This is a genomic window from Burkholderia sp. Ax-1720 (assembly GCF_011753035.1).
In the GTDB taxonomy this organism is placed as follows: Bacteria; Pseudomonadota; Gammaproteobacteria; order Burkholderiales; family Burkholderiaceae; genus Burkholderia; species Burkholderia gladioli.
Genome location: NZ_VWWK01000008.1, coordinates 82,379 through 103,881, shown reverse-complemented (window position 1 = coordinate 103,881; position 21,503 = coordinate 82,379). Strand labels below are relative to the sequence as shown.

Here is a 21,503-nt window from a genome sequence, read left to right as displayed (position 1 = left end):
GGTGGTCTCGCCGCTGCGCGATCCGGACGGCGGGCGCGGCGGCGCGGTGGCGGTGCTGCGCGACGTCAGCGCCGAGCACGAGCGGGCACTGGCCAACGGCATGCTGCGCCGGCTGGTGGACGCCTCGCCCGACGCCATCATCGGCGTCGGCGCCGATCGGCGCATCACCAGCTGGAACCCGGCCGCGCAACGCATGTTCGGGTATCCCGAGGCCGACGCGCTCGGCCACGATATCGACATGCTGGTCGCGCCGCGCTGGCTGGGCCTGCACCCGATCGCCGCCGAGGTGGGCGAGGTGCGCGAGGCGATCGGCGGCCTCGACCTGCTGTGCCTGCGCGTCGACGGCAAGCGGTTTCGCGCGACGCTGGCCGCCTCGCCGGTATTCGACGAAGAGCAGCGCTGTGTGGCGCTGTCGCTGACGCTGCGCGACACGCGCGTGCAGCGCCGCCGCGAGCAGCGCAGCCATCACCGGCTGCGCGGCGCGCGCGACGCGCGACGCCAGGCCGACACCTCGAACCGCCTCAAGGACGAACTGCTGGCGATCGTCTCGCACGAGCTGCGCACGCCGCTGAACGTGATCTACGGCTGGGTCGAGGTGATGCGCAACCCGATCGACGGCGCGCTGCAGCGGCAGGCGATCGACGCGATCGACCGCAGCGCCCGCTCGCTGTCGCGCATGGTGGCCGATATCCTCGATGCCTCCTCGCTGGCCACCGGCAAGCTGCGGCTCGAGCCGATGCCGGTCGACCTGGTACGCGTGGTCGGCGACGTGGCCGGCTCGTTCGACACCACCGCCGGCCATGACGGCATCACGCTGGAGACCCACTGCGCGCTGGAGGCCTGCGTGGTCTCGGGCGACGCCGAGCGTCTCAAGCAGATGCTCTCCAACCTGCTGTCCAACGCCTTCAAGTTCACGCCGCGCGGCGGTCGCGTGACGATCGGCTTGACCCGCGACGAGTCGCGCGTGCTGCTGACGGTGGCCGACACCGGGCAGGGCGTGGTCGCGGATTTCCTGCCGCATGTGTTCGAGGCGTTCCGCCGCGCCGAGAACTCGCCGGCCTCGCCCAAGCGCGGGCTCGGGCTCGGGCTGTCGATCGTGCGCCACATCGCCGAGCTGCACGGCGGCGCGGTGCGCGTCGCCAGCGCCGGGCGCGACCTCGGCACCACCTTCGAGGTCGCGCTGCCGGCCGGCTGGCAGCCCTCGGGCGCGATCGCCTGGAGCGGCCGGCGCGACGACGACGTGCTGTCGCGCGAGCGCATCAACCTGGACGGCCAGCGCGTGATGCTGGTCGACGACGACGAGACCTCGCGCACCAGCCTGGCCGCGGCGCTGGCCACGCTCGGCGCGGCGGTGGTGGTGGCCTCCTCGGGGCGCGACGCGCTGGCCAAGATCGACGGCGCGCGGCCGACCGTGGTGCTGTCCGACCTGGCGATGCCCGACGGCGACGGCTTCTGGCTGCTCGATGCGTTGCGCGGCGGCGCGCGCACCGCCATCAACGCGCCGATGCTGGCGGTGACCGCGCATGCCGGGCAGGCCGACGAGCGCCGCGTGCTGGCGGCCGGCTTCAACGGCTATCTGTGCAAGCCGGTCGACATCCAGGTCCTGGCGCGCGAGATCCTGCGCGCCACCCAGGCGCCGGAGCGTTCGCTGACCTCGCCTTCGCGCGACTGAGCGCGGCGCGCCTTTCATCGTTCACATCGTCTGTCGCCTTTTTGCTTCGCACTGCGATTGATATCGGGGGCGCCGCATCGATCTCTCGAGCCGGGCTTGCCGATCGGCCCGACGAGTTCGTAAATCTTTCAAACGGCTTGACGAAAAGTGCCGCGTCGCCGCGCGCGCCTTGCGCGACAAGGCGCGCGGCCCGGGCATGGTGCTTGCGGCTCCTGCCTTGTCGCCGGCACCGGGCCGGCTCGATGCAAGGAGCCCAGGCATGAAGCACCGCAACGCAGACAGGATCTCGTCGACCCCGCGTCGTCTCGCGCGTTCGCGCGGACCGCGCGGCTTGCTGGCCGTCGCGCTGACGGCCGCCACCGCGTTCTGCGCGAGCGTGCCGTTCGACGCCGGCGCGGACACGGGCGACACGGTCGCCTCGGCCACCCATTCGGCGGGGGCCAAGATGCGCGACATGGCCGTCACCACCAAGGCCAAGGCCGCGCTGGTGCAGGCCAGCGGGCTGTCCTCGGACGACGTGCACGTCAGCACGCGCCAGGGCCACGTGACGCTCACCGGCAGCGTGCCCGACGAATCGCAGCGCCCGCTCGCGGTGGCCGCGGTGAAGAGCGTGGACGGCGTGCGCTCGGTGCAGGACCAACTGACCATCCACCCGAAGTAAGCCAGCCGAAGTGAGCCGGCCGAAGTAAGTCAGCGGTAGCGGCCGGTTCCGCTGCGGGCCGGAGCGGGCTGCGTGCGGCCCCCGAGGCGGCAGGCAGGGCCGATCCCATCTCATCGAGGAGAGCGAGGATGAAACGAACCAGGACAGCCGGCCGCCAGGGCCGGCGAATGGTGGCGCTCGCCATCGCGCTGGGCGCGGCCTGCGCGGCGTCGGCGCAGACCAACCCGAACCCGGCGCCGCACGAGCCGCCCGCCGCCGATCCGCGTGTCGGCGCGGAGATCGTCAAGCCGGCCTCGCCGGTTGGCGACAGCGAGATCGCCAAGCGCCCGCAAGGCATCGATCCGGAATTCGTCGACAAGGCCGCGATCGCCGGCAAGCGCGAGGTGCAGGCCAGCCAGTTGGCGATCGAGCAATCGGCGTCGCCCGCGGTGCGCGAGTTCGCCAAGATGATGCTGGACGACCACGGCCGCGCCAACGAGGCGCTGCGCACGATCGCCGCGAAGGTCGGCGTGCCCGCGCAGGCGGCGATGATCGTCGATCCCGACATCGACGCGCTGCGCAACAAGCGCGGCCACGATTTCGATGTCGCCTACCTGGCGATCGCGGGGCCGGCCGCGCACCGCCAGGCGATCCGGCTGTTCTCGGCCGAGGCGCGCGGCGGCCATTCGACCGAGTTGCGCGGCTTCGCGCAGGACAGCCTGCCGATGCTGCGCAAGCATCTGGCGGCGGCGCGCACGCTGGCGCGCGAGGTGGGGCGCTGAGGGTGCCGTTCATGCCGCCGGCCGGGCCGGCGGCGCTCGATGGACTGGAAGGGAGGACATGGGATGACGACGCGTGTCGATCGCGAGGGATTGCATCAACTGCTGGATCAGGCGCATGAAACCACGCTGCGCGCGATGGCCGTCTACGACGCCGCGCTGGCCGCTACCACGCACGAGGAACTGGCCGCCGAATGGCGGCTGCATCGCGAGGCCGCGCATCGCCGCGCCCAGGTGCTGGCCGATGTCTTCGACGCGCTGGGCCTCGACGTCGAGGCCAGCTCGCGCGTGCGCACCGCCGCCGCCGCGCTCGGCAAGTCCCTGCTCGAGGTGATCGCCTACGCGGTGCAGGGCGGGGATCGCGCGGCCGCCGAGCGGGTCGCGACCGAGTGCGTGCTGCTGGTCGAGACGCGCGACCAGTTGCATCGCAAGCTGCTGGCGATCGCGGCCGAGCGTGTCACCGGGCCGGTCGCGCAGGTGCTGAAGGACGCCGTCGAGGCGATCGAGGCGCAGGCCGATCCGCTGGCCCTGCACACGCTGGGCTGGTCGCGCGAGCTGTGGATCGATGCGCTCGGGCTCGCGGCCGTGCTGCCGCCGCCCGAGGAAGTCGCGCCGGCCGCCGTGGCGGGCGAGGCCGTCGCCAGCCACGGCGGCCGGCGCGAGGCGGGCTGGCGCATTGATGCCGCAGCCGCCGAACGCCGTCCCGATGCGAAAAAACTGAGCACCAAAAAAAGAGAGCGTCCTGGCTGGACGCTCCTGAAAACGTGACGACCGTAGCAGATCAATGGCGGTCGTCGCGTGGTTCGGATCGCGATTCGGGCCGGTTCGGCGAGCTTTCGTGCGGAGGTTCGTCCAGGCCGGTATCGACGTCGAAGCGGCCGAGATCGGCGGGATCCCAGCCGGTGGCCGCGGCGCCGGCCGGCTCGCGGGTGCGCACCCATTCGGCATCGGCGAAGCTCGGCCAGTGATGGCGATCGAAGCCCGGCGCCTCGCGTACCTGCTGCGAGGTGACCGGCAGCACGAAGCACTTGCGATCGGTGTCGAGCGTCAGCTCGTGCCAGGGCACGGCCAGCAGCTTGTCGCCGATGCCGAGCAGGCCGCCGCTCGACAGCACTGCGTAGGCGATGCGGCCGCCGCGCACGTCCAGCATGATGTCCTTGATATGGCCGACCTGGACGCCGTCGGTGGCATAGACGCGATTGCCGTCCAGCGTCGAGGCGGCCATCACCTCGGGGCCGGGGCCGCTGGAATCGGCGGGCCGGCCGATGATGCGCTCGGGGGCGCGGGTGGCGCCCTGGGTCTCGGGATGCAGGTTCATCTTCGACCTCCTGGTGCAAGGAACTGCTGCAATGAGCGCTCGCCCGTTCAGGGCGAGCCCGGTTCGCCGCGATCAGGCGGCTGGTGGGCGGGCGTGGCCGGATCGATGCGGGTCACGCCGCCGGTGGCCGGCGGGTCGCTGGCCGGGAAGGTGTCCTCGAGCGCGCGGTCGATGCGCCGCTCCTCGGCGGGACGCGCGGGCTGCTGGCGCGGCGGTGGCTGGTCCTTGCCGGCGGCCTGGACTTGTCCATGGTCGTGAACCCGCTGCGGCGGCCGGTGCTCGACTTCGGCCGAGCTCGGGAATGGGGATCGGGTAAAGGATCGCATCGCTTGCCCTCCGGGTGGTCATGCTGTCGATCGAGCAAGCCGCGTGCCGATCCGTGCCGTCCGCCGCGGGCGGCGCGGCGGGCCGTGGCGCGCGCCGGGCGTCTGAAAAATTTTCAGTGCCGGATGTAAGGAATGCCCAGGGCGCGCGATGAACGGCGGCCGGACCCGGTTCCGGCGCGGCGGCGGCCGGGCCGGGTCGTCGCCGGGGCGCCTGGCATACGAATTGCAGTATTTGCCGCTGACTCGCATTAGGAGGACCGACCGTGGAGCCTGTGTCAGCTTCGCCGCCCGGGTTCGCCATGTCCGGTGCATCGGGCTTCGCCGGCTGGCCAACCGGCATCTCGCTGCATCGACCCGAGCCGCCGTATCCCAAGATCGACGATCCCGATCCGCAGCCCGACGAGGGCGACGACGGGCCGCCCGATCCGCCGACGCCGCAGCATCCGCCGGCGGGCGATCCGCCCTCGCGCGAGCCGCCCGAGCGGGTGGCCCGGCTTCGCGAGGCAGGATGCATGCGGCGCGGGTAACATGAGCGAGGGCAACATGCGCAGCCGCGGTGCGACCGCCGGCTTGCGCGCGCCGCGCCGCGTTCCTGACGCGGCGATGCACGGCGTGCGCGGGCTTGCGTCGGGACTCTTCCAGTAGAACTGACAACACCAAGAGGATGAGCTGATGATTCGATGCCGTGCCGTTTCCGTTCCCCCGCGCCGCGCCCGCCCGATGCCGCGCCGCGCGATCGTGCCCTCACGGCTCACCCTGCTGGCCTTGTGCTGCGCGGCCAGCGTCACGGCCCGCGCGCAGACGCCGGGCCCCCTGAGCGAATGGCAGTACTCGGCCGGCGTGCCGCTCGAGAAGCTGTTCAATCCGAATCCGAAGGACACCTGGCAGACCAGCATCGGCATCGCCTCGACCTTCCGGCCGCGCTACGACGGCTCGGACCAGTACCGCGCGATGGCGGGCCCGAGCATCGACATCCGCTACCGCGACCTGTTCTTCCTGTCGACCGGCGAGGGGCTCGGCGTGAACTTCCTGCGCGGCCAGAACTGGCGCGCCACGCTGTCGATCGGCTACGACCTCGGGCGGCGCTCGGCCGACGACCTCGGCCACCTGCACGGCCTCGACAACATCAATCCGGCGGCCAAGATCAAGCTGTCGGCCGACTACGTGCTCTCCAAGCGCTTCCCGCTGGTGCTGCGCGGCGATGTGCAGCGCAGCATCGGCGGCGCGAACGGCTGGGTGGCCGACTTCGCCGCCTACATGCCGCTGCCGGGCAGCTCCGAGCACTTCTTCTGGTTCGCCGGGCCGAACGTGACCTTCGCCGACTCGCGCTACATGAACAGCTGGTTCGGCGTGAACCCCGCCGCCTCGGCGCGCTCGGGTATTCCGGAGTATTCTGCCAAGGCAGGCCTGAGGTCCTACGGCGGCGGCATCACGATGGTCTGGTACTTCCGCAAGCACTGGTTCATGACCGCGGACGGCGCGATCCAGCAGTTGGTCGGCAGCGCGCGCCACAGTCCCGTCACGCAGAGCTCGGCAAACGCCACGTTCGACCTGTCGATCAATTACCAGTTCTAGTCCGGCCGCGTCCTCGCGCGTCGGGCGGTTCGATTGGCGAGCGCCGGGCTTCGTGCCCGGCGCTCGCCCGGTGTTTCGACCTGGAGGAGACGATGGAACAGAATCATTCGGAAACCGAAGCAGCCGGCAAGCCGGCGGCGGCCGATCGCAGGCTCACGCCCGAGCGGATCGCCTCGAAGATGCCGACCGGGCTGCCGCCGATCGATCGCGCGCGTTATGCGCTGCTCGAGCACGGCGATCCGGTGCGTCGCGCCGCGAGCCGCATCGCGACGCTCGACAACGCCAACATGGGCGCCTCCGACAGTTGCGTCGACGTCGACGGCAAGAGCTTCGACGCCCATCGCGACGCGCCGCACTGGCGCGATAACGTGATCCATTCGAACGCCTCGCTCGACGACAGCGTGAGCACGCCCGACGACGGCCTGGCCGGTTTCGCCAGCCGTCGCGGCGGCTCGCAGCCGGCCGTCGAGACGCGGCTCGGCTGGCAGGTCAGCCAGGCCGGCATCGTCGATGCGGGCCGCACCTACGGCGCGCGCACCGAGCGCGTGATCCGGCTCGAACCCGCGAGCCCGCCCTCGAGCTGAGACCGGCGCCGGCGCGGCTCACTCCCGCGGTACCACTCCCAATGGCACGACGCCCCGCTCGAAGCGGGGCGTCGTCGTATTGCGCTGCGCGCGTCGCGTGGCGCGACGCGCGGCGGCGAGGCTTATTGCCCTTGCGGACCCAGTTCCTGCGCCGAGGTATCGGCATCGTTGCCCTGCGCCACCAGCACGTGGATGTCGTTCGGCACCACGTCCTTGATGCCGCCCGCCGGAATCGTCAGCACCAGCCAGTCGGCGTTGTCGGAGAGCGTGACCGGCGCGGTGGTCAGGATCGGCGTCTTCGAGCCGGTGGAGGTGACCACCACCTGGACGCTGGCGCCCTCGATGTAGATCGAATCCTGCCCGCTGGCCGGCACCGCGCCCTGGTAGGCCAGGCCCGGCATGGTCGGGGCGATCGCGCTGATGTCGGTCTTGCCGGCCGGCACCACGTAGACGTCGACGTTCTGCGCGTTCGGCGAGGCATTGAAGCCGCGCACGCGCGCCTTGTCCGACAGCAAACCCTTGGCGTAGGGATCGTCGATCACCGAGATCGGCGCCGAGGTGCTCGGCAGCGCGATGGTGGTGTAGTGATGGCCGTTGGCGGTCGAGAAGCCCTGCGAACCCAGCGTGACGGTGGTGCCGTTGGCGTCGTACGAGGCGGTCTGGTTGCCGGTGCCGAGGTCGGCGTAGCGCGTCACGCCCTTGTAGGCGATGTTGGCGGTGTTGACTTGGCCGTTCAGGTAGTAGTCGAGATTGGGGCCGAGCGGCACCGCGTTGATGAAGCGCGCCTGCGGCTTCGAGACGCCGATGATGGTGCCGACGTCGTTGCCGTCATCGCCGCCGCATGCGCTGAGCATGGCCACCGCGGACACCATCACGGCCAGGGTACGTAGTCCTTTCATACTTTCCTCTCTGATTCTGTCGTTCATATGAGCTGCGCTGCGTGCACGGTCCGGCACGAGCTTGCGCGACCAGTGGTGACTTGCACGGCGAATGCGGCCTGATTGGCGCCCCCCTCGCCGGTCCCGCACGATGCGCCGGCGGGCGATGGGAATGAGCAGGATGCGTACCCGGCGGTATCTGGAAGGCGCGTGGCGGAGGCGATTCGGGGGGGCGGCCGGGGCATCGCATGACGCCGTATCGACCGAGGGCAGGGGCTCGCGGGCTCCCGGCCGCGTCTAGAGGATGCCTTCGGTGCGCAGCGCGCGAAAAGACCGCGAAGGGCAGCGAAGCCCGTGCCCGGGGACGATTCGTCCGGACCAAATCTTGCGAAGCTGCTTGTAAAAAATGCTCCGGCCGCGCGGCGAGGGCCGCCCTTGCGCGTGCCCGAGCCCCGTGGCACAAGGCTTCGCCAGCCTGGTACGGATGTTGCAAAAGTCGGGACAGTCCCAATCAACGACGAGGAGCATCCGGATGCCCGCAACGCTCGCGCTACAGATGCGACAACACCTGACACTGACGCCGCGGCTGCAACAGTCGCTGCGGTTGCTGCAACTGTCGTCGCTCGAATTCCAGCAGGAACTGCGTCAAGCGCTGGACACCAACCCGTTTCTCGAGGACGTCCAGGTTTCGGGCGACGAGGATACGCGCACGCCTTTCGACGACGCCACCCAGGCGGCCGAGTCGGCGGAAACCACCGAGCCGCCGACCCTGATCGCGGCCGAGGCGGGGCCGCCCGACGGCGAGCCTTCCTACACGGCCGAGCCCTCGATGCGCGGCAGCTCGCTGCGCCGCTCGGGCGAGGCCTTCGATCTCGAGCCCTCGGAGCGGCTGGTGGTCGAGCCTTCGCTGCACGAGCACCTGCACGAGGCGCTGTGCCTGTATCCGCTCAATCCGCGCGATCGCGCGGCGGCGCGCATCATCATCGACGCGCTCGACGACGACGGTTACCTGCGCCAGTCGCTCGCCGAACTGGCCGAGACCATCGCCGACTCGGAGAACTGCTTCAACGAGCAGGACCTGTCGATCGCGCTGCGCTGCGTGCAGTCGCTCGACAAGCCGGGGCTGGCCGCGCGTTCGCTGTCGGAATGCCTGACGCTGCAGCTCGCCGCGATGCCGGCCGGGCGCCCCGACGTCGAATGCGCCAAGGCGATCGCCGAGCATCATCTGGAGCGGCTCGCGCGCCGCGAGACCGCCGAGATCCAGCGACGCCTGGGCTGCGATACGCGCACGCTGCGCGCGGCCTGCGCGCTGGTGCGCAAGCTCGATCCGCGCCCCGGCAACCATTTCGGCGGCGCGAGCGGCGACTACGTGGTGCCCGACGTGATCGTGCGCCAGGTGAGCGGCCGCTGGGTGGTGACGGTGAACCCCGCGGTGATGCCGCGCGCGCGGATCCACAAGCTCTATGCCGAGCTGTTCGCCAAGTCCAGCGAGTCGACCCAGTCGCCGCTGGGGCAGCAGTTGCAGGAAGCGCGCTGGCTGATCCGCAACGCGCAGAAGCGCTTCGACACGATCCAGCGCGTGGGCGAGTGCATCGTCGCGCGGCAGCGCGATTTCTTCCGCTACGGCGCGATCGCGCTCAAGCCGCTGGTGCTGCGCGATATCGCCGAGGAGCTCGACCTGCACGAATCGACCATCTCGCGCGCCACCGGCAACAAGTACATGGCCACCCCGCACGGCGTGTTCGAGTTCAAGCACTTCTTCCCGCGCAAGCTCGAGGCGGCGGGGCGCGGTGCCTGCTCGGCGGCGGCGGCCAAGGTGCTGATCCGCGAAATGATCTCGACCGAGCCGGCCGGCGAGCCGCTCTCCGACGTGGCGCTGGCGCAGCGCCTGGCCGGGCGCGGCGTGGTGCTGGCGCGGCGCACCGTGACCAAGTACCGGCAGGGCATGAAGATCCTGCCGGCCGAGCTGCGCCGGCGCGTGCCGATCTGAGCGGCGCGGCGCGCGGCACCGGCGCGCCGGCATCATCGAACGGGATCGCCACGGCCCGGCCGTGCGCGACATGGCTTATTCGCAGTCCAATCCGGAGGTAGACATGCTTCGTTACGCAGTGATCTTTTTCATCATCGCCATCATCGCGGCGGTGTTCGGCTTCGGCGGTATTGCGGCCGGGGCCGCCGAGATCGCGAAGATCCTGTTCTTCATCTTCGTGATCATCTTCATCGTCACGCTGTTGCTGGGCGTGATCCGACGATAGGTGAGCGTGGGTGTCGAGTCGAACGGCCGCCTTCGGGCGGCCGTTTTCCTTGCGCGCGCCGACGCGCCGGGTTCAGCGCGGGGCGCGCGCCTCGACCCACCAGCACGCCGCCTGGTAGCGCAGCATGGCGCCGTCGAGGAAGGGCGCGAAGGCCGCGCACACCGTCTCGATCACCTGCGCGCGGGTTCGCGCATCGGCCTCGCGCAACTGCTGGCCGACCGGCCCTAGCCGTAGCGCATAGGTGGGCAGGTCGCGTTCGGGCAGGGTGCAGGCGGCGTCGAGCGGCGCGATCTCGATGCGTTCCCAGCCCGCGCCATGCAGGATGCCGATCATCCGCTCGGGGTCGCCGAACGCGAACTGCCCCGGCCGGGCCGGATCGCGCGCGGGCAGCGCCGGCAGCAGCCGCGCGGCCGCGCTCTCGGCGGTGGTCATGAAGGGATTCTCGTCGGCCGGGCGCCAGGCGATGAAGCGCAGCCGCGCGCCGGGTGCCGCCGCGCGGCGCAGGTTCGCGAAGGCCGCGCGCGGATCGTCGAAGAACATCACGCCGAAGCGCGACTGGATCAGCTCGAAGCCGGCCGGCGCGAAATCGTGGGTCTGCGCGTCGGCCTGCACGAAGCGGGCGGCGCGCAGGCCGCGCTGGTCGGCGCGTGCGCGGGCCAGGGCCAGCATCGGCGCTGAGATGTCGATGCCGAGGCAGTCGCCGAAGGCGCCGTCCCGGTCGCCTTCGGCGCCGGTTTCGGCCATCGCGGCCAGCGCCAGCGTGGTGGCGCCGGTGCCGCAGCCGACGTCGAGCACGCGGCGCGGGCGCGCCGACGCATCGGCCGCGGCCGCCTCGGTGAGCCGCTGTTCGAGCGGCTCGAACATCGCGTCGAGGATCGGCTGGGTATCGACCCAGGCAAGGCCCGAGCTGCCGTTCCAGAGTTCGGCCTGGCTGGGAGGGGAAGAAGTGGGCATGACGCTGTCCTCGCGGAGCGCCGGATGGCGCGAAGCGATGCACTATGGCGCCTCAAGTCGACTTGAAGTCAAGCGGGCAGCCCGCTTCAGCCGGTCAGGCCCGCCACGAAGTCGAGCAGGGCGCGCGTCTTGGCCGGCACATGATGCCGCGACGGGTAATAGGCATGAAGCGGGAAGCGGTAGTCCGACCAAGCGGGAAAGAGCGGCACCAGCCGGCCGGCGGCGATGCTGTCCTCCACCCCGAGCTCGAACAACTGGCCGATGCCTAGCCCGGCCAGGCAGGTGCTGTAGAGCGTGCCCGGATCGTTGAGCGTGAGCACGCCGCGCGGCTTGATCACCAGCTTCTTGCGGCGCTGGTGGAATTCCCAGGGAAACGGCCGCCCCGTCACCGGCTCGCGATAGAGGATGCAGCGGTGCTCGCCGCTCTCGAGCTCGCGCGGCTCGGCGGGATGGCCGAAGCGCTGCAGGTAGGCCGGCGAGGCCATCGCGAACACGCGCGTGTCGAACAGCTTGCGCGCCACCAGCGAGGAGGGCTGCGGATGGCCGAAGCGCAGCGCCAGGTCGAAGCCGTCGGCGATCAGGTCGCCGAGGTCCTCGCGGCTGTGCAGCTCCAGCTCGAGTTCCGGATGCGCATCGAAGAAGGGGCCCAGGCGCGGGCCCACCACGAAGCGCGCGAACAGCGGATCGATATTGACGCGCAGCCGGCCGCGCACCTTGCCCGCGTTGCCGGCCGCGCTGCGCGTGATCTCGGCCAGGCTGCCCACCAGCGGCATCACCTGCTCGTAGAACTCGCGGCCCTCGTCGGTGAGCCGGATCGAGCGGGTGGTGCGCTCGAACACGCGGATGCCGAGCCGCTTCTCGAGGCGCACGATCGCGCGGCTGACCACCGACTTCGACACGTCGAGCACCTCGGCGGCGGCGCCGAAGCTGCGCGTGTCGACCACCGCGGCCAGCACGTCCACGCCTTCCAGCAGCCGGGGATCGATTGCGCTCATGAGGAACCTCCGTGGTCGGGGCGGGTGGGGGAGCCCCGATGCTATCGCAAGCGGCGGCCCGTGCCGAGCCGGGATTGTTCCGCTGGACTCACAAGTCTTGTGAGTCGCATGGGCTCGTCAGCACGCTGCCCGAGGTTCCACAATGGCTCCCGTCACGACGCCTGGCCGCGATATCGGGCTTTCGTCCCGCTCCAACCCGTTTCTCGACGATTCGGATCACTGAAGGATCGGCGGGCCGCCGGCCGTGGCGCCCACTTCAACCGTCTTTCATCGGATCATCCCCTTGGACTCCTCATCCGCGCATTCATTGCCCGGCGGCGCGCCGCCGGCTTCGTCCCAGGCCGCGCGCCTGTCGCCGGCACGCGCCGCCGTCGCGGTGCTGGCGCTGGGCCTCGGCTGCTTCTGCCTCGTCAGTACCGAGCTGATGCCGGTCGGCGTGCTGCCCGCGATGGCGGCGGGCCTGGGCGTCTCGCTCGGCGAGGCCGGCTACCTGGTCAGTTGCTTCGCCTTCGTGGTGGCGCTGGTGGCCATGCCGCTCACGGGCCTGCTGGGCGGGCTCGACCGCAAGCTGCTGATGGCCGCGCTGCTGGCGGTCTGCGCGGCCGGCAACCTGCTCACCTATCTCGCGCCCGGTTATCCGGTCGTGCTGGCCGGGCGGATCCTGGTGGCCGCCGCGATCGCCGTGTTCTGGTCGACGGCGGTGGTCACCGCGGTGCAGCTGGTCGCGCCGAAGCACGCGGTGCGCGCCACCTCGATCGTGTTCGGCGGCGTGTCGCTCGCGACCGTGCTCGGCATCCCCGCCGGCACCCTGCTCGGCGAGCATGCCGGCTGGCGCGCGGTGTTCGCCGCGCTGACGATCCTGAGCCTCGTGGTGTTCCTCGCCGTGCTGGGCTCGGTGCCGCGCCTGCGGGTCGCGAAGGCCTCGATCCGCGGCGCGATGCCGGCGGTGCTGCGCGACGGCCCGCTGCTCGGCCTGCTGGCCAGCACCGGGCTGATCGTGACCGGCAACTTCCTCGGCTACACCTATGTCACGCCCTATCTCGAGCAGGCCGCGCATCTCGCGCCGGGCCGCGTCGGCATGATGCTGCTGGTATATGGCGCCGCCGGCGTGCTCGGCAACTTCGCGGTGGGGCCGCTGGCGCGGCGCGCGCCGCGCACCGGCCTCGTGCTGGTGACGTCCCTGCTGGCCGCGAGCCTGGCCGCCATGCACCTGGCGGTGGCCAGCGAGGCCGCCGTCATCGTCTTGCTGGCGGGCTGGGGCGCGGCCTATGGCGGGCTGCCGGTGCTGCTGCAGACCTCGGTGTTCGAGCAGGCCGCGCGCATCGAGGGCGGCGCCGAGGCGGCCACGCCGGCCAATGTCGCGGTGTTCAACGCGGGAGTCGGGCTCGGCGCGCTGATCGGCGGCGTGCTCGTCAACCGGCTCGGGCCGGCGCCGATTCCCGGCGTCGCCGCGGGCTTCGTGCTGGCCGGGCTGGTGGTGGTGGTCGCGATGCGCAGGCGCTAGGCCTTGCCGCCTCGCGAGGGGAGGGCCGTCGTGCGAATCCTTCCCGTCAGCGATCCCGGCCCGGCAGCGGCTCCTCGGCCGGCTCGAACAGGGCGCGCACGGTCTCGAGATGCGGCGCCAGGAACGTGTCCGGATCGACCTCGCCCCGGATCACGCCCACCACCCGGTCCGCCATCACGAAGCGCATGTCCTCGATACCCAGGTAGGCGAACAGCCGGCGCAGCCAGGGCTCGATGAAATCGCCCGAGGCGGCCGGCAGGTCCGGCCGGTACGACGCCCCCGCCGCGATGATGAAGGTCGCGCGCTTGCCGGCGAGCGCCCCGGTCGGCCCTTGCGGCGTCGCCTTCAGCGTCTCTTCCTGCCTGACGATCTGGTCGACCCAGAGCTTGAAGCTCGCGGACGGTCCCCAGTTGTGCATCGGAATGCCGAGCACGTATTCGTCGGCATCGAGCAATTCCGTCGTCAGGGTCGTCGACAAGGCCAGCAGCGCTTCCTGCTGCGGGCTGCGCAGCGCCTTCGGCGTGAAGTTCGCCGCCACCCAGGCGGCATCGACCACCGGCATCGCGGTACGCGCCAGATCGCGGCAACGAACCCGGCCGCCGGGGTGCGCGCGCTGCCAGCTGCGGACATACGCCTGCTTCAGGCGTCGCGACATGGACGCATCGCCCATCGGGCTGGAATCGACTTGCAGCAAAGTGGGCATCGGCGTTCTCCTTCGAATGTGGTTTGGAGTATATTCAACCCGATGGTTGATGGTCAACCAATCGGTTGAATATATATCGTCTCGATGATTTGCTTCCCATGAACCGACCCGAGCCTTCCCCCCAGCGTCTCGATGCCGTCTTCGGCGCGCTGGCCGATCCGACGCGCCGCTCGATCCTCGAACGATTGCGGCATGGCAGCCTGCTCGTCGGCGAACTCGCCGAGCCTTACGAGATGAGCCTCAATGCCATTTCCAAGCACATCAAGACGCTGGAAAAGGCCGGACTGATCCGGCGCGAGGTGAATGGACGCGAGCATTCCTGCCAGCTCGACGCGACCAACCTGCAGGAAGCCCAGGACTGGATCAATCACTACGCCGGCTTCTGGAACGATCGGCTCGACGCACTCGAGCAACACCTCGCGAGCGGGTCCCGGCGGGGCGGCAAGTGAGCGGGGCAACGGTCACCGTGCGGCGCACGCTGGCTGCCTCGCGCGAGGCGGTCTTCGACGCCTGGCTCGATGCCGACGGCATGTGCCGCTGGATGCTGCCCGGCACGGTCAGGCATTGCGAGGTGATGCTGGACCCGCGGGTCGGCGGGCGCTTCGCCATCTTCATGCGCTCCGCGCGCCTGGATTACGTGCACACCGGCGAATACCGGATCATCGAGCGTCCATCGAAGCTGGTCTTCACCTGGACGTCCTCGTACATGGCGCAGCAGGAAACGCTCGTCACCATCGAGCTGTTCGAACGCGACGCGCAATGCGAACTGGTGCTCACCCACGAGCGCGTGCCGCTCGATCTGTCTAAGGAAGGGCTGGGCGTCGGCTGGCAGCAGATGCTCAAGAAGCTGGCGCTGGCGTTGCAGGCGCCGGGCGCTTAGGCCGCCGCTTCGATCGATCACTGCTTGCCGCGCGAAGCTTCGATTTTCCTTACGGAATCCGGGCGTTTTTGCCCGATCCACTCTATGCGTTGCGCCTGAATTCAGTAGCCGACAGGCGCCAACAATCCCCGAAAGCCCCATCCCGCAAGCGATTGCGCCCGATCGACGGGCGCCGCGCGGCCAGCGGTGATTCTGGCAGGCTTGATCATTTAGATGATATCGGTAATCTAACGATCCTTGGATGTCGATAGACATCCATTCAGGCCGGCAGCCGGGTGAGGGTAAGAGGCGCCGACATCGCCCGGTTCGTCCCGCTTGCGGGACCGACCGGGCGCAACGCTTTCCAGGGTGAAGCAGTGGATACGAAGACAAGACTGGACGAAGACGGCACGAGCCTGCGCGGCGGCCGCAACGGCGGGCCGAAGGGGCGCGCCAGGGCCCTGGCGATCGCCGCCGGGATCGTGGTGATCGGCGGCGGGCTCTGGTTCCATCACGCGCAGACGGGCAGTGCCGGCACCGCCGCCGCGGCGCCGATGCCGCCGCACGAGGTGACGGTGAGCCGGCCGCTGGTGCGCGATCTCGATACGCGGCTCGGTTTCCTCGGCCAGTTCTCGGCGGTCGACCAGGTCGAGCTGCGCGCCCAGGTGGGCGGCACCCTGACCGGCATTCACTTTCGCGACGGCGACGTGGTGCACAAGGGCGACCTGCTGTTCACCATCGATTCGGTTCCCTACGAAATCCGCTACAGCCAGGCCAAGGCGCAGCAGCAGAGCGCCGCCGCGCGGCTGGTGCTGGCCAAACAGGAGCTCACGCGCGCGCAGGACCTGGAGCACAGCGAGGCGGGCACGCGCCAGAACACCGAGCAGCGCACCTCCGAGCTGCACGCCGCGCAGGCCGCGCTCGACGACGCCGACGCCCAGGTGCGCGACGCGCGCTTCGATCTCGACCATTGCCGCATCGTCGCGCCCTTCACTGGCCGCATCGGGCGGCACCAGGTCTCGGTGGGCAACCTGATCGCCGGCAGCCGCTACGCGACCAGCCCGACCACGCTGTTGACCACCATCGTCTCGCTCGACCCGATCTACCTCGACTTCGACATGAGCGAGTCCGACTACGAGGCCTTCCAGCGCTATCGCGGCAAGGTTTCGGGCCTGCCGGCCGACCGCGTCGAGCTGGCCTCGGGTGGCTCGACCGCCTACGACCGGCAGGGCACGCTCGACTTCGTCGACAACGTGCTCGACCGCTCCAGCGGCACGATCCACGCGCGCGCCACGGTGCCCAATGCCGACGGCCATTTCACGCCCGGCGAGTTCTCCCGCGTGCGGGTGGCCGTCACGCATCCGGCGCCCACCCTGCTGGTGCCCGATGCCTCGGTGCTGCCCAACCAGTCCGAGCACCTGGTGCTGACGGTGGCCGCCGACGGCACCGTGGTGCCCAAGCAGGTGGAGACCGGCGACGTGCGCGGCGGCCTGCGCGTGATCCGCTCGGGCCTGGCCGACAGCGACCGCGTGATCATCGACGGCCTGCCGTTCGCGGCGCCCGGCTCGAAGGTGAAGACCCACGACGGCACGATCCGCTACGCGGCGCAGCCGCAATAAGGGAGCGCCGATTCCATGCGTATCGCTCATTTCTTCATCGACCGCCCACGCTTCGCCACGGTGGTCAGCGCCTTCCTGACGCTGATCGGCCTGGGTGCGATGTTCGTGCTGCCGGTCGCGCAGTATCCGGAGATCGTGCCGCCCACCGTGCAGGTCACGACCTCCTATCCCGGCGCCTCGGCCGACACCATCGCGCGCACCGTGGCCACGCCGCTCGAGCAGCAGATCAACGGCGTCGAGAACATGCTCTACATGAGCAGCCAGTCGACCGGCAACGGCCAGCTCACGGTGACCGTCACGTTCCGCATCGGCACCGACCTGAACGTCGCGCAGATGCTCACCCAGAACCGTGTGCAGGACGCGCTGCCGCGCCTGCCCGAGGACGTGCAGCGGCTGGGCGTGCAGGTGCGCAAGTCGACGCCGAGCATCCTGCTGGCGGTGCACCTGTACTCGCCGAACCACTCGCACGACACGCTCTACCTGTCGAACTACGCGACCCTGCACGTGAAGGACACGCTGGCGCGCCTGCAGGGCGTGGGCGACGTGCAGATCCAGGGCGCGCGCGAATACGCGATGCGCATCTGGATCGACCCCGATCGCGCCGCCGCGCACGACCTGACCGCCAGCGAGATATTGGCCGCGCTGCGCGCGCAGAACGTGCAGGTCTCGGCCGGGATCCTGAACCAGCCGCCGGTGGCGCGCGGCGCCGCCTACCAGATCAACGTCGAGGCACTGGGCCGGCTGGCCACGCCCGAGCAGTTCGGCGACATCGTGCTGAAGTCGGACCCGCAGGGGCGGGTCACGCACCTGCGCGATATCGGGCGCGTCGAGGTGGGCGCGGCCGACTACGGCGCGACCTCGTTCAAGGACCGCGACGACGCCACCGCGATGCTGATCTACGCCGAGCCCGGCGCGAACTCGCTGGCCGTCGAGCACGAGGTGCTGGCGGCCATGGAAGGGCTCAAGAAGGAGTTCCCGGCCGGCGTCGACTACCAGATCATCTACGACCCGACCATCTTCATCGGCAAGTCGGTGGACGAGGTGATCACCACCATCTTCGTGGCGATCCTGCTGGTGGTGGGCGTGGTGTTCGTGTTCCTGCAGAACTGGCGCGCCACCATCATCCCGGTGGTGGCGATCCCGGTCTCGCTGCTGGGCTCCTTCATCGTGCTGGCCACCTTCGGCATCTCGCTGAACAACCTCTCGCTGTTCGGGTTGGTGCTGGCGGTGGGGATCGTGGTCGACGACGCGATCGTGGTGGTGGAGAACGTCGAGCGCAACATGCGCGCCGGCATGTCGGCCGTCGAGGCGGCGCACCGCACCATGGACGAGGTGGGCGGCGCGCTGCTGTCGATCGCGCTGACGCTGTGCGCGGTGTTCGTGCCCTCGGCCTTCCTGAGCGGCATCTCGGGCCTGTTCTTCCGGCAGTTCGCGGTGACCATCGCGGCCTCGACGGTGATCTCCTGCTTCGTCTCGCTGACGCTGAGCCCGGCGCTGTGCGCGGTGCTGTTCAAGTCGCACCACGGCCACGAGGCTGGCGGTGGCGGACGCGTCGCGCGCTTCCTGGATGCCGGTTTCGCGCGCTTCAATCGCGGCTTCGAACGGATCTCGTTCGGCTACGGCAACGTCACGCGCCGCCTGGTGCGCGGCCTGGCCGTGGTGCTGGCGGTCTACGTCGCGCTGATCGCGGTGGCGGGCATCGAGTTCTCCCGCACCCCCACCGGCTTCATCCCCGAGCAGGACCAGGGCTACCTGATCACCGTGATCCAGTTGCCGCCAGGCGCGTCGCTGGAGCGCACCGAGCAGGTGGTGCGCCAGGTCACCGACATCGCGCTGTCCACGCGCGGCATCGAACACGCCGCGCCCTTCGTCGGGCTCGACGCGACCACGCTGACGGTCGCCTCGAACTCGGGCACGGTGTTCACGGGCCTGCCCTCGCTCTACAACCACTCGCTGCCGGGCGTGACCGCCGAGACCGTGCTGGCCGACCTGCGCAAGCGTTTGTCGGTGATCAAGGACGCTTATGTGCTGACCATCCCGCCGCCGCCGGTGCAGGGCCTGGGCAGCGCGGGCGGCTTCAAGCTGATGCTGGAGGATCGCGCGGGCCTGGGGCCGGACGCGCTGGTCAAGGCGGCCAAGTCGCTGGTGGCGGCGGCCAACAAGGATCCGCATTTCGCCGGCGTGTTCACGCTCTACAACGCGGGTTCGCCCTCGGTGTTCGCCGACATCGACCGCGTCAAGGCGCAGAAGCTGGGCGTCACGCCCACCGACGTGTTCTCGACGCTGCAGGTCTACCTGGGCTCGCAGTACGTGAACGACTTCAACTACCTGGGCCGGACCTACGAGGTGATCGTGCAGGCCGACGACAGCTTCCGCCGCAGCGGGGAGGACATCTCGCGCCTGAAGACCCGCAACCAGGCCGGCGAGATGGTGCCGATCGGCTCGGTGGCGACCTTCGAGGACCGCACGATCCCGTATCGCGTGCCACGCTACGACCTCTATCCGGCCGCCGAGGTGCAGGGTGCCGCCGCGCCGGGCGTGGCCACCGGCACCGCGCTGCATCGCATGGAGGAGCTCGCCCACGAGGTGCTGCCGCAGGGCATTTCCTTCGAGTGGACCGACCTGGCCTACCAGCAGCAGCAAAAGGGCACGCCCACCCTGGTGGTGTTCGGCGCCGCCGCGCTGTTCGTGTTCCTGGTGCTGGTCGCCCAGTACGAGAGCTGGAAGCTGCCGCTGGCGATCGTGCTGATCGTGCCGATGTGCATCCTGGCCTCGGTCACGGGGCTGTCGCTGCGCGGCATGCCGATCGACATCCTGGCGCAGATCGGCTTCGTGGTGCTGGTCGGGCTTGCCGCCAAGAACGCGATCCTGATCGTCGAGTTCGCGCGGCAGAAGGAGGAGGAAGGTTCCGACGCGGCCGAGGCCGCCGTGCACGCGGCCCGCACGCGCCTGCGCCCGATCCTGATGACCTCGTTCGCCTTCATCCTCGGCGTCGCGCCGCTGGCGGTGGCCAGCGGCGCGGGCGCCGAGATGCGGCAGTCGCTGGGCACTGCCGTGCTGTTCGGCATGCTGGGCGTGACGGGCTTCGGCCTGTTGTTCACCCCGGCGTTCTATGTGTTCATCCGCCGCTTCGGCCTGAAGAAGAAAGAGGCCTGGCAAGGTCGCGAGGAGCAAGCATGATGAAGTCGATGACATCCTCCGCCGAGGCGGGCGCACGCACGAGCGTCGGCGTCGCGCGCCTTCCGGCCCGTCTTTCGGCCAGTTTCCCGGCACTCGCCGCGGCCTGCGCCTTCGTGTTCGCGCTGGCCGGCTGCGCGGTCGGCCCCGACTACAAGCCGCCCGCGGCCGAGTTGGCGCCGTTCCAGCACGTGCCGGCTTCGACATCGGCGGCGTCGCAAGCGCCGGGCGCGGCCGCCGCACCGGCGCCCTCGCTCGATACCTGGTGGACCGGATTCCAGGATCCGATGCTGGTGTCGATCGTCGATCGCGCGCTGGCGCAGAACCTCGACCTGGCTGCCGCCTTCGCGCGGGTTCGTCAGGCGCGCGCCGCCGCCTCGGCGGCCGGCGCCGCGCTGCTGCCGACCTTCGACCTGGACGGCTCGGCCAGCGAGCAGCACCAGAGCGAGCTGAGCCCGACCGGCTCGCTGGCCAAGGCCTTCCCCGGCTACGACCGCAACCAGCGCGAATACACGCTGGGCGCGGCGGCGAGCTGGGAGATCGATCTCGCGGGCGGGCTGCGCCGCAACGCGGCCGCGGCCGCCAACGAGGCACAGGCGGCCGAGGCGGATCGGCTCGGCACGCGCGTGACGGTGGCCGCCGACGCGGCCGATGCCTACCTGCAGGTGCGTGGCTACCAGGCCCGGCTTGCGGTCGCCAACGACCAGGTGCAGACCGATGCGCACCTGCTCGAACTGGTGAAGGCGCGCCGTCGCGCGGGGGCCGCCGACGAGCGCGAGATCGCGCAGGCCGATGCCTTGCTGCGGCAGGCCCGCGCGCTGGTGCCGACCTTGCAGACCAACCTGGTCGCGCAGTTGAACCGGCTCGACATCCTGATGGGCGCGCAGCCGGGCACCTATGCGAGCCAGTTGGCGCTGCCCGGCGAGATCCCGGGGATTCCCTCGGTGGACGCGAGCGCCACGCCCACCGACGTGCTGCGCCGTCGCCCCGACGTGATCGCGGCCGAGCGACGCCTGGCGGCTTCCAACGAGCGCATCGGCGCGGCGCTGTCGGACTACTACCCGAAGCTGTCGATCTCGGGCCTGCTCGGCTTCGACAGCATCAGCGCGGGGCAGTTGTTCACGGCGCGCGCGTTCCAGCCGGGCGTGACGGCCGGGCTGCGCTGGCGGCTGTTCGATTTCGGCAAGGTGGACGCCGAGGTGGCCTCGGCGCGCGGCGCGAATGCCGAGGCGCTGGCCAGTTATCGGCAGACCGTGCTGAAGGCCGCCGAGGATGTCGAGAACGCCTTCGTGGCGCTGAGCCAGACGCAGTTGCGGCAGGCCGAGCTCGATGCCGAGGTGAAGTCGCTCACGCGGGCGCGGGATCTGTCGGAGCGGGCCTACAAGGCCGGCGCGATCACGTTGACCGACGTGCTCGACGCCGACCGGCAACTGCTTGGCGCACGCGACGATCTCGACGCCACGCGTGCCGATTCGGCGCGGGCGGCCGTGTCGGTGTTCCGTGCCCTGGGCGGGGGATGGGCGACGGGGGCTGCCGGGGCGGCGAGCACGGCGGCATCGCCGGCTGCCGCGTCGGCGGCTGCCGCGGCCTCGTTGCCGCCGGCCGCGAAGCTGGCGCCGGTGTCGACCAACGCGCTGGCCCCGGCCGCGAAGCCGGCCGGCTGAA

At 70.4% G+C, this 21,503-nt stretch carries 21 protein-coding genes; 15 read left to right on the top strand and 6 right to left on the bottom strand.

Annotated features, from left to right (window positions below; translation table 11 throughout):
• The 4 genes from F3J18_RS04820 to F3J18_RS04805 form a co-directional block, all read left to right on the top strand.
• Positions 1–1,672: ATP-binding protein (locus tag F3J18_RS04820; protein WP_166911666.1), on the top strand; the 1,672-nt coding region annotated here is incomplete at its 5' end.
• A gap of 259 nt (positions 1,673–1,931) precedes the next feature.
• On the top strand, positions 1,932–2,333 hold the full coding sequence (locus F3J18_RS04815) for a BON domain-containing protein (protein WP_036052021.1): 402 nt from the start codon (positions 1,932–1,934) through the stop codon (positions 2,331–2,333).
• Between the two features lie 128 nt (positions 2,334–2,461).
• A complete protein-coding gene (locus tag F3J18_RS04810; RefSeq protein ID WP_166911664.1) occupies positions 2,462–3,094 on the top strand; it encodes a DUF4142 domain-containing protein in 633 nt (210 codons plus the stop codon).
• A 63-nt stretch (positions 3,095–3,157) separates the two neighbouring features.
• Entirely contained in the window at positions 3,158–3,859 is a 702-nt protein-coding gene (locus tag F3J18_RS04805; RefSeq protein ID WP_205195303.1) for a hypothetical protein, read from the top strand.
• Between the two features lie 13 nt (positions 3,860–3,872).
• Here F3J18_RS04805 and F3J18_RS04800 read toward each other — a convergent pair whose 3' ends face one another.
• Positions 3,873–4,409 carry a PRC-barrel domain-containing protein gene (locus tag F3J18_RS04800; protein ID WP_017921074.1) on the bottom strand — a complete coding sequence of 179 codons (537 nt, stop codon included), beginning with the start codon at positions 4,407–4,409 and terminating at the stop codon, positions 3,873–3,875.
• 47 nt (positions 4,410–4,456) lie between these two features.
• Positions 4,457–4,735, bottom strand: a complete 279-nt coding sequence (locus F3J18_RS04795) for a hypothetical protein (protein WP_166911534.1) — start codon at positions 4,733–4,735, stop codon at positions 4,457–4,459.
• 299 nt (positions 4,736–5,034) lie between these two features.
• Between F3J18_RS04795 and F3J18_RS04790 the strand changes: the two genes are divergently transcribed.
• The 3 genes from F3J18_RS04790 to F3J18_RS04780 all read left to right on the top strand — a co-directional run bounded on the left by F3J18_RS04790 (position 5,035) and on the right by F3J18_RS04780 (position 6,894).
• Positions 5,035–5,262 carry a hypothetical protein gene (locus F3J18_RS04790; protein ID WP_166911662.1) on the top strand — a complete coding sequence of 76 codons (228 nt, stop codon included), beginning with the start codon at positions 5,035–5,037 and terminating at the stop codon, positions 5,260–5,262.
• 193 nt (positions 5,263–5,455) lie between these two features.
• The gene (locus F3J18_RS04785; protein WP_200873220.1) at positions 5,456–6,310 is read left to right on the top strand and encodes a MipA/OmpV family protein; all 855 of its coding nucleotides are present in this window, start codon (positions 5,456–5,458) and stop codon (positions 6,308–6,310) included.
• A 92-nt stretch (positions 6,311–6,402) separates the two neighbouring features.
• Positions 6,403–6,894: a DUF3005 domain-containing protein gene (locus F3J18_RS04780; RefSeq protein WP_166911660.1), complete on the top strand. Its 492-nt coding sequence runs from the start codon at positions 6,403–6,405 to the stop codon at positions 6,892–6,894.
• Between the two features lie 122 nt (positions 6,895–7,016).
• On the opposite strand, the gene F3J18_RS04775 is transcribed toward F3J18_RS04780, so the two are convergent.
• On the bottom strand, positions 7,017–7,793 hold the full coding sequence (locus F3J18_RS04775; RefSeq protein ID WP_025099630.1) for a DUF4397 domain-containing protein: 777 nt from the start codon (positions 7,791–7,793) through the stop codon (positions 7,017–7,019).
• Positions 7,794–8,304: 511 nt separating this feature from the next.
• On the opposite strand from F3J18_RS04775, the gene F3J18_RS04770 reads away from it, so the two are divergent.
• A complete protein-coding gene (locus F3J18_RS04770) occupies positions 8,305–9,762 on the top strand; it encodes an RNA polymerase factor sigma-54 (RefSeq protein ID WP_025099629.1) in 1,458 nt (485 codons plus the stop codon).
• A gap of 103 nt (positions 9,763–9,865) precedes the next feature.
• On the top strand, positions 9,866–10,027 hold the full coding sequence (locus F3J18_RS04765) for a DUF1328 family protein (protein WP_013697398.1): 162 nt from the start codon (positions 9,866–9,868) through the stop codon (positions 10,025–10,027).
• A 72-nt stretch (positions 10,028–10,099) separates the two neighbouring features.
• Here F3J18_RS04765 and F3J18_RS04760 read toward each other — a convergent pair whose 3' ends face one another.
• On the bottom strand, positions 10,100–10,981 hold the full coding sequence (locus F3J18_RS04760) for a class I SAM-dependent methyltransferase (RefSeq protein ID WP_166911658.1): 882 nt from the start codon (positions 10,979–10,981) through the stop codon (positions 10,100–10,102).
• A gap of 86 nt (positions 10,982–11,067) precedes the next feature.
• A complete protein-coding gene (locus tag F3J18_RS04755) occupies positions 11,068–11,976 on the bottom strand; it encodes a LysR family transcriptional regulator (protein ID WP_025099627.1) in 909 nt (302 codons plus the stop codon).
• A gap of 283 nt (positions 11,977–12,259) precedes the next feature.
• Between F3J18_RS04755 and F3J18_RS04750 the strand changes: the two genes are divergently transcribed.
• Positions 12,260–13,480 (top strand): MFS transporter, encoded by a 1,221-nt coding sequence (locus tag F3J18_RS04750; protein ID WP_205194236.1) that lies wholly within the window; start codon positions 12,260–12,262, stop codon positions 13,478–13,480.
• A 46-nt stretch (positions 13,481–13,526) separates the two neighbouring features.
• Here F3J18_RS04750 and F3J18_RS04745 read toward each other — a convergent pair whose 3' ends face one another.
• Positions 13,527–14,183 (bottom strand): NAD(P)H-dependent oxidoreductase, encoded by a 657-nt coding sequence (locus tag F3J18_RS04745; RefSeq protein WP_166911656.1) that lies wholly within the window; start codon positions 14,181–14,183, stop codon positions 13,527–13,529.
• Positions 14,184–14,281: 98 nt separating this feature from the next.
• Between F3J18_RS04745 and F3J18_RS04740 the strand changes: the two genes are divergently transcribed.
• The 5 genes from F3J18_RS04740 (at position 14,282) to F3J18_RS04720 (ending at position 21,502) form a co-directional block, all read left to right on the top strand.
• A complete protein-coding gene (locus F3J18_RS04740) occupies positions 14,282–14,632 on the top strand; it encodes a metalloregulator ArsR/SmtB family transcription factor (protein ID WP_166911654.1) in 351 nt (116 codons plus the stop codon).
• Complete coding sequence (locus tag F3J18_RS04735) at positions 14,629–15,063, top strand: SRPBCC domain-containing protein (RefSeq protein ID WP_166911652.1); 435 nt, start codon at positions 14,629–14,631, stop codon at positions 15,061–15,063. Before F3J18_RS04740 ends, F3J18_RS04735 begins: the two co-directional genes overlap by 4 nt.
• A gap of 356 nt (positions 15,064–15,419) precedes the next feature.
• The gene (locus F3J18_RS04730; RefSeq protein WP_166911650.1) at positions 15,420–16,661 is read left to right on the top strand and encodes an efflux RND transporter periplasmic adaptor subunit; all 1,242 of its coding nucleotides are present in this window, start codon (positions 15,420–15,422) and stop codon (positions 16,659–16,661) included.
• A gap of 15 nt (positions 16,662–16,676) precedes the next feature.
• Positions 16,677–19,841 carry a multidrug efflux RND transporter permease subunit gene (locus F3J18_RS04725; protein ID WP_025099621.1) on the top strand — a complete coding sequence of 1,055 codons (3,165 nt, stop codon included), beginning with the start codon at positions 16,677–16,679 and terminating at the stop codon, positions 19,839–19,841.
• A gap of 8 nt (positions 19,842–19,849) precedes the next feature.
• Positions 19,850–21,502, top strand: coding sequence for an efflux transporter outer membrane subunit (locus F3J18_RS04720; protein WP_240156358.1), 1,653 nt, complete (start codon positions 19,850–19,852; stop codon positions 21,500–21,502).
• Position 21,503 lies beyond the last annotated feature (1 nt).

Excerpts from the sequence above, each read along its gene's own strand:
- F3J18_RS04815 (WP_036052021.1), top strand. The coding sequence starts at position 1,932 with ATGAAGCACCGCAACGCAGACAGGATCTCGTCGACCCCGCGTCGTCTC.
- F3J18_RS04810 (WP_166911664.1), top strand. The coding sequence starts at position 2,462 with ATGAAACGAACCAGGACAGCCGGCCGCCAGGGCCGGCGAATGGTGGCG.
- F3J18_RS04805 (WP_205195303.1), top strand. The coding sequence starts at position 3,158 with ATGACGACGCGTGTCGATCGCGAGGGATTGCATCAACTGCTGGATCAG.
- F3J18_RS04800 (WP_017921074.1), bottom strand. The coding sequence starts at position 4,409 with ATGAACCTGCATCCCGAGACCCAGGGCGCCACCCGCGCCCCCGAGCGC.
- F3J18_RS04795 (WP_166911534.1), bottom strand. The coding sequence starts at position 4,735 with ATGCGATCCTTTACCCGATCCCCATTCCCGAGCTCGGCCGAAGTCGAG.
- F3J18_RS04790 (WP_166911662.1), top strand. The coding sequence starts at position 5,035 with ATGTCCGGTGCATCGGGCTTCGCCGGCTGGCCAACCGGCATCTCGCTG.
- F3J18_RS04785 (WP_200873220.1), top strand. The coding sequence starts at position 5,456 with ATGCCGCGCCGCGCGATCGTGCCCTCACGGCTCACCCTGCTGGCCTTG.
- F3J18_RS04780 (WP_166911660.1), top strand. The coding sequence starts at position 6,403 with ATGGAACAGAATCATTCGGAAACCGAAGCAGCCGGCAAGCCGGCGGCG.
- F3J18_RS04775 (WP_025099630.1), bottom strand. The coding sequence starts at position 7,793 with ATGAAAGGACTACGTACCCTGGCCGTGATGGTGTCCGCGGTGGCCATG.
- F3J18_RS04770 (WP_025099629.1), top strand. The coding sequence starts at position 8,305 with ATGCCCGCAACGCTCGCGCTACAGATGCGACAACACCTGACACTGACG.
- F3J18_RS04765 (WP_013697398.1), top strand. The coding sequence starts at position 9,866 with ATGCTTCGTTACGCAGTGATCTTTTTCATCATCGCCATCATCGCGGCG.
- F3J18_RS04760 (WP_166911658.1), bottom strand. The coding sequence starts at position 10,981 with ATGCCCACTTCTTCCCCTCCCAGCCAGGCCGAACTCTGGAACGGCAGC.
- F3J18_RS04755 (WP_025099627.1), bottom strand. The coding sequence starts at position 11,976 with ATGAGCGCAATCGATCCCCGGCTGCTGGAAGGCGTGGACGTGCTGGCC.
- F3J18_RS04745 (WP_166911656.1), bottom strand. The coding sequence starts at position 14,183 with ATGCCCACTTTGCTGCAAGTCGATTCCAGCCCGATGGGCGATGCGTCC.
- F3J18_RS04740 (WP_166911654.1), top strand. The coding sequence starts at position 14,282 with ATGAACCGACCCGAGCCTTCCCCCCAGCGTCTCGATGCCGTCTTCGGC.
- F3J18_RS04725 (WP_025099621.1), top strand. The coding sequence starts at position 16,677 with ATGCGTATCGCTCATTTCTTCATCGACCGCCCACGCTTCGCCACGGTG.
- F3J18_RS04720 (WP_240156358.1), top strand. The coding sequence starts at position 19,850 with ATGACATCCTCCGCCGAGGCGGGCGCACGCACGAGCGTCGGCGTCGCG.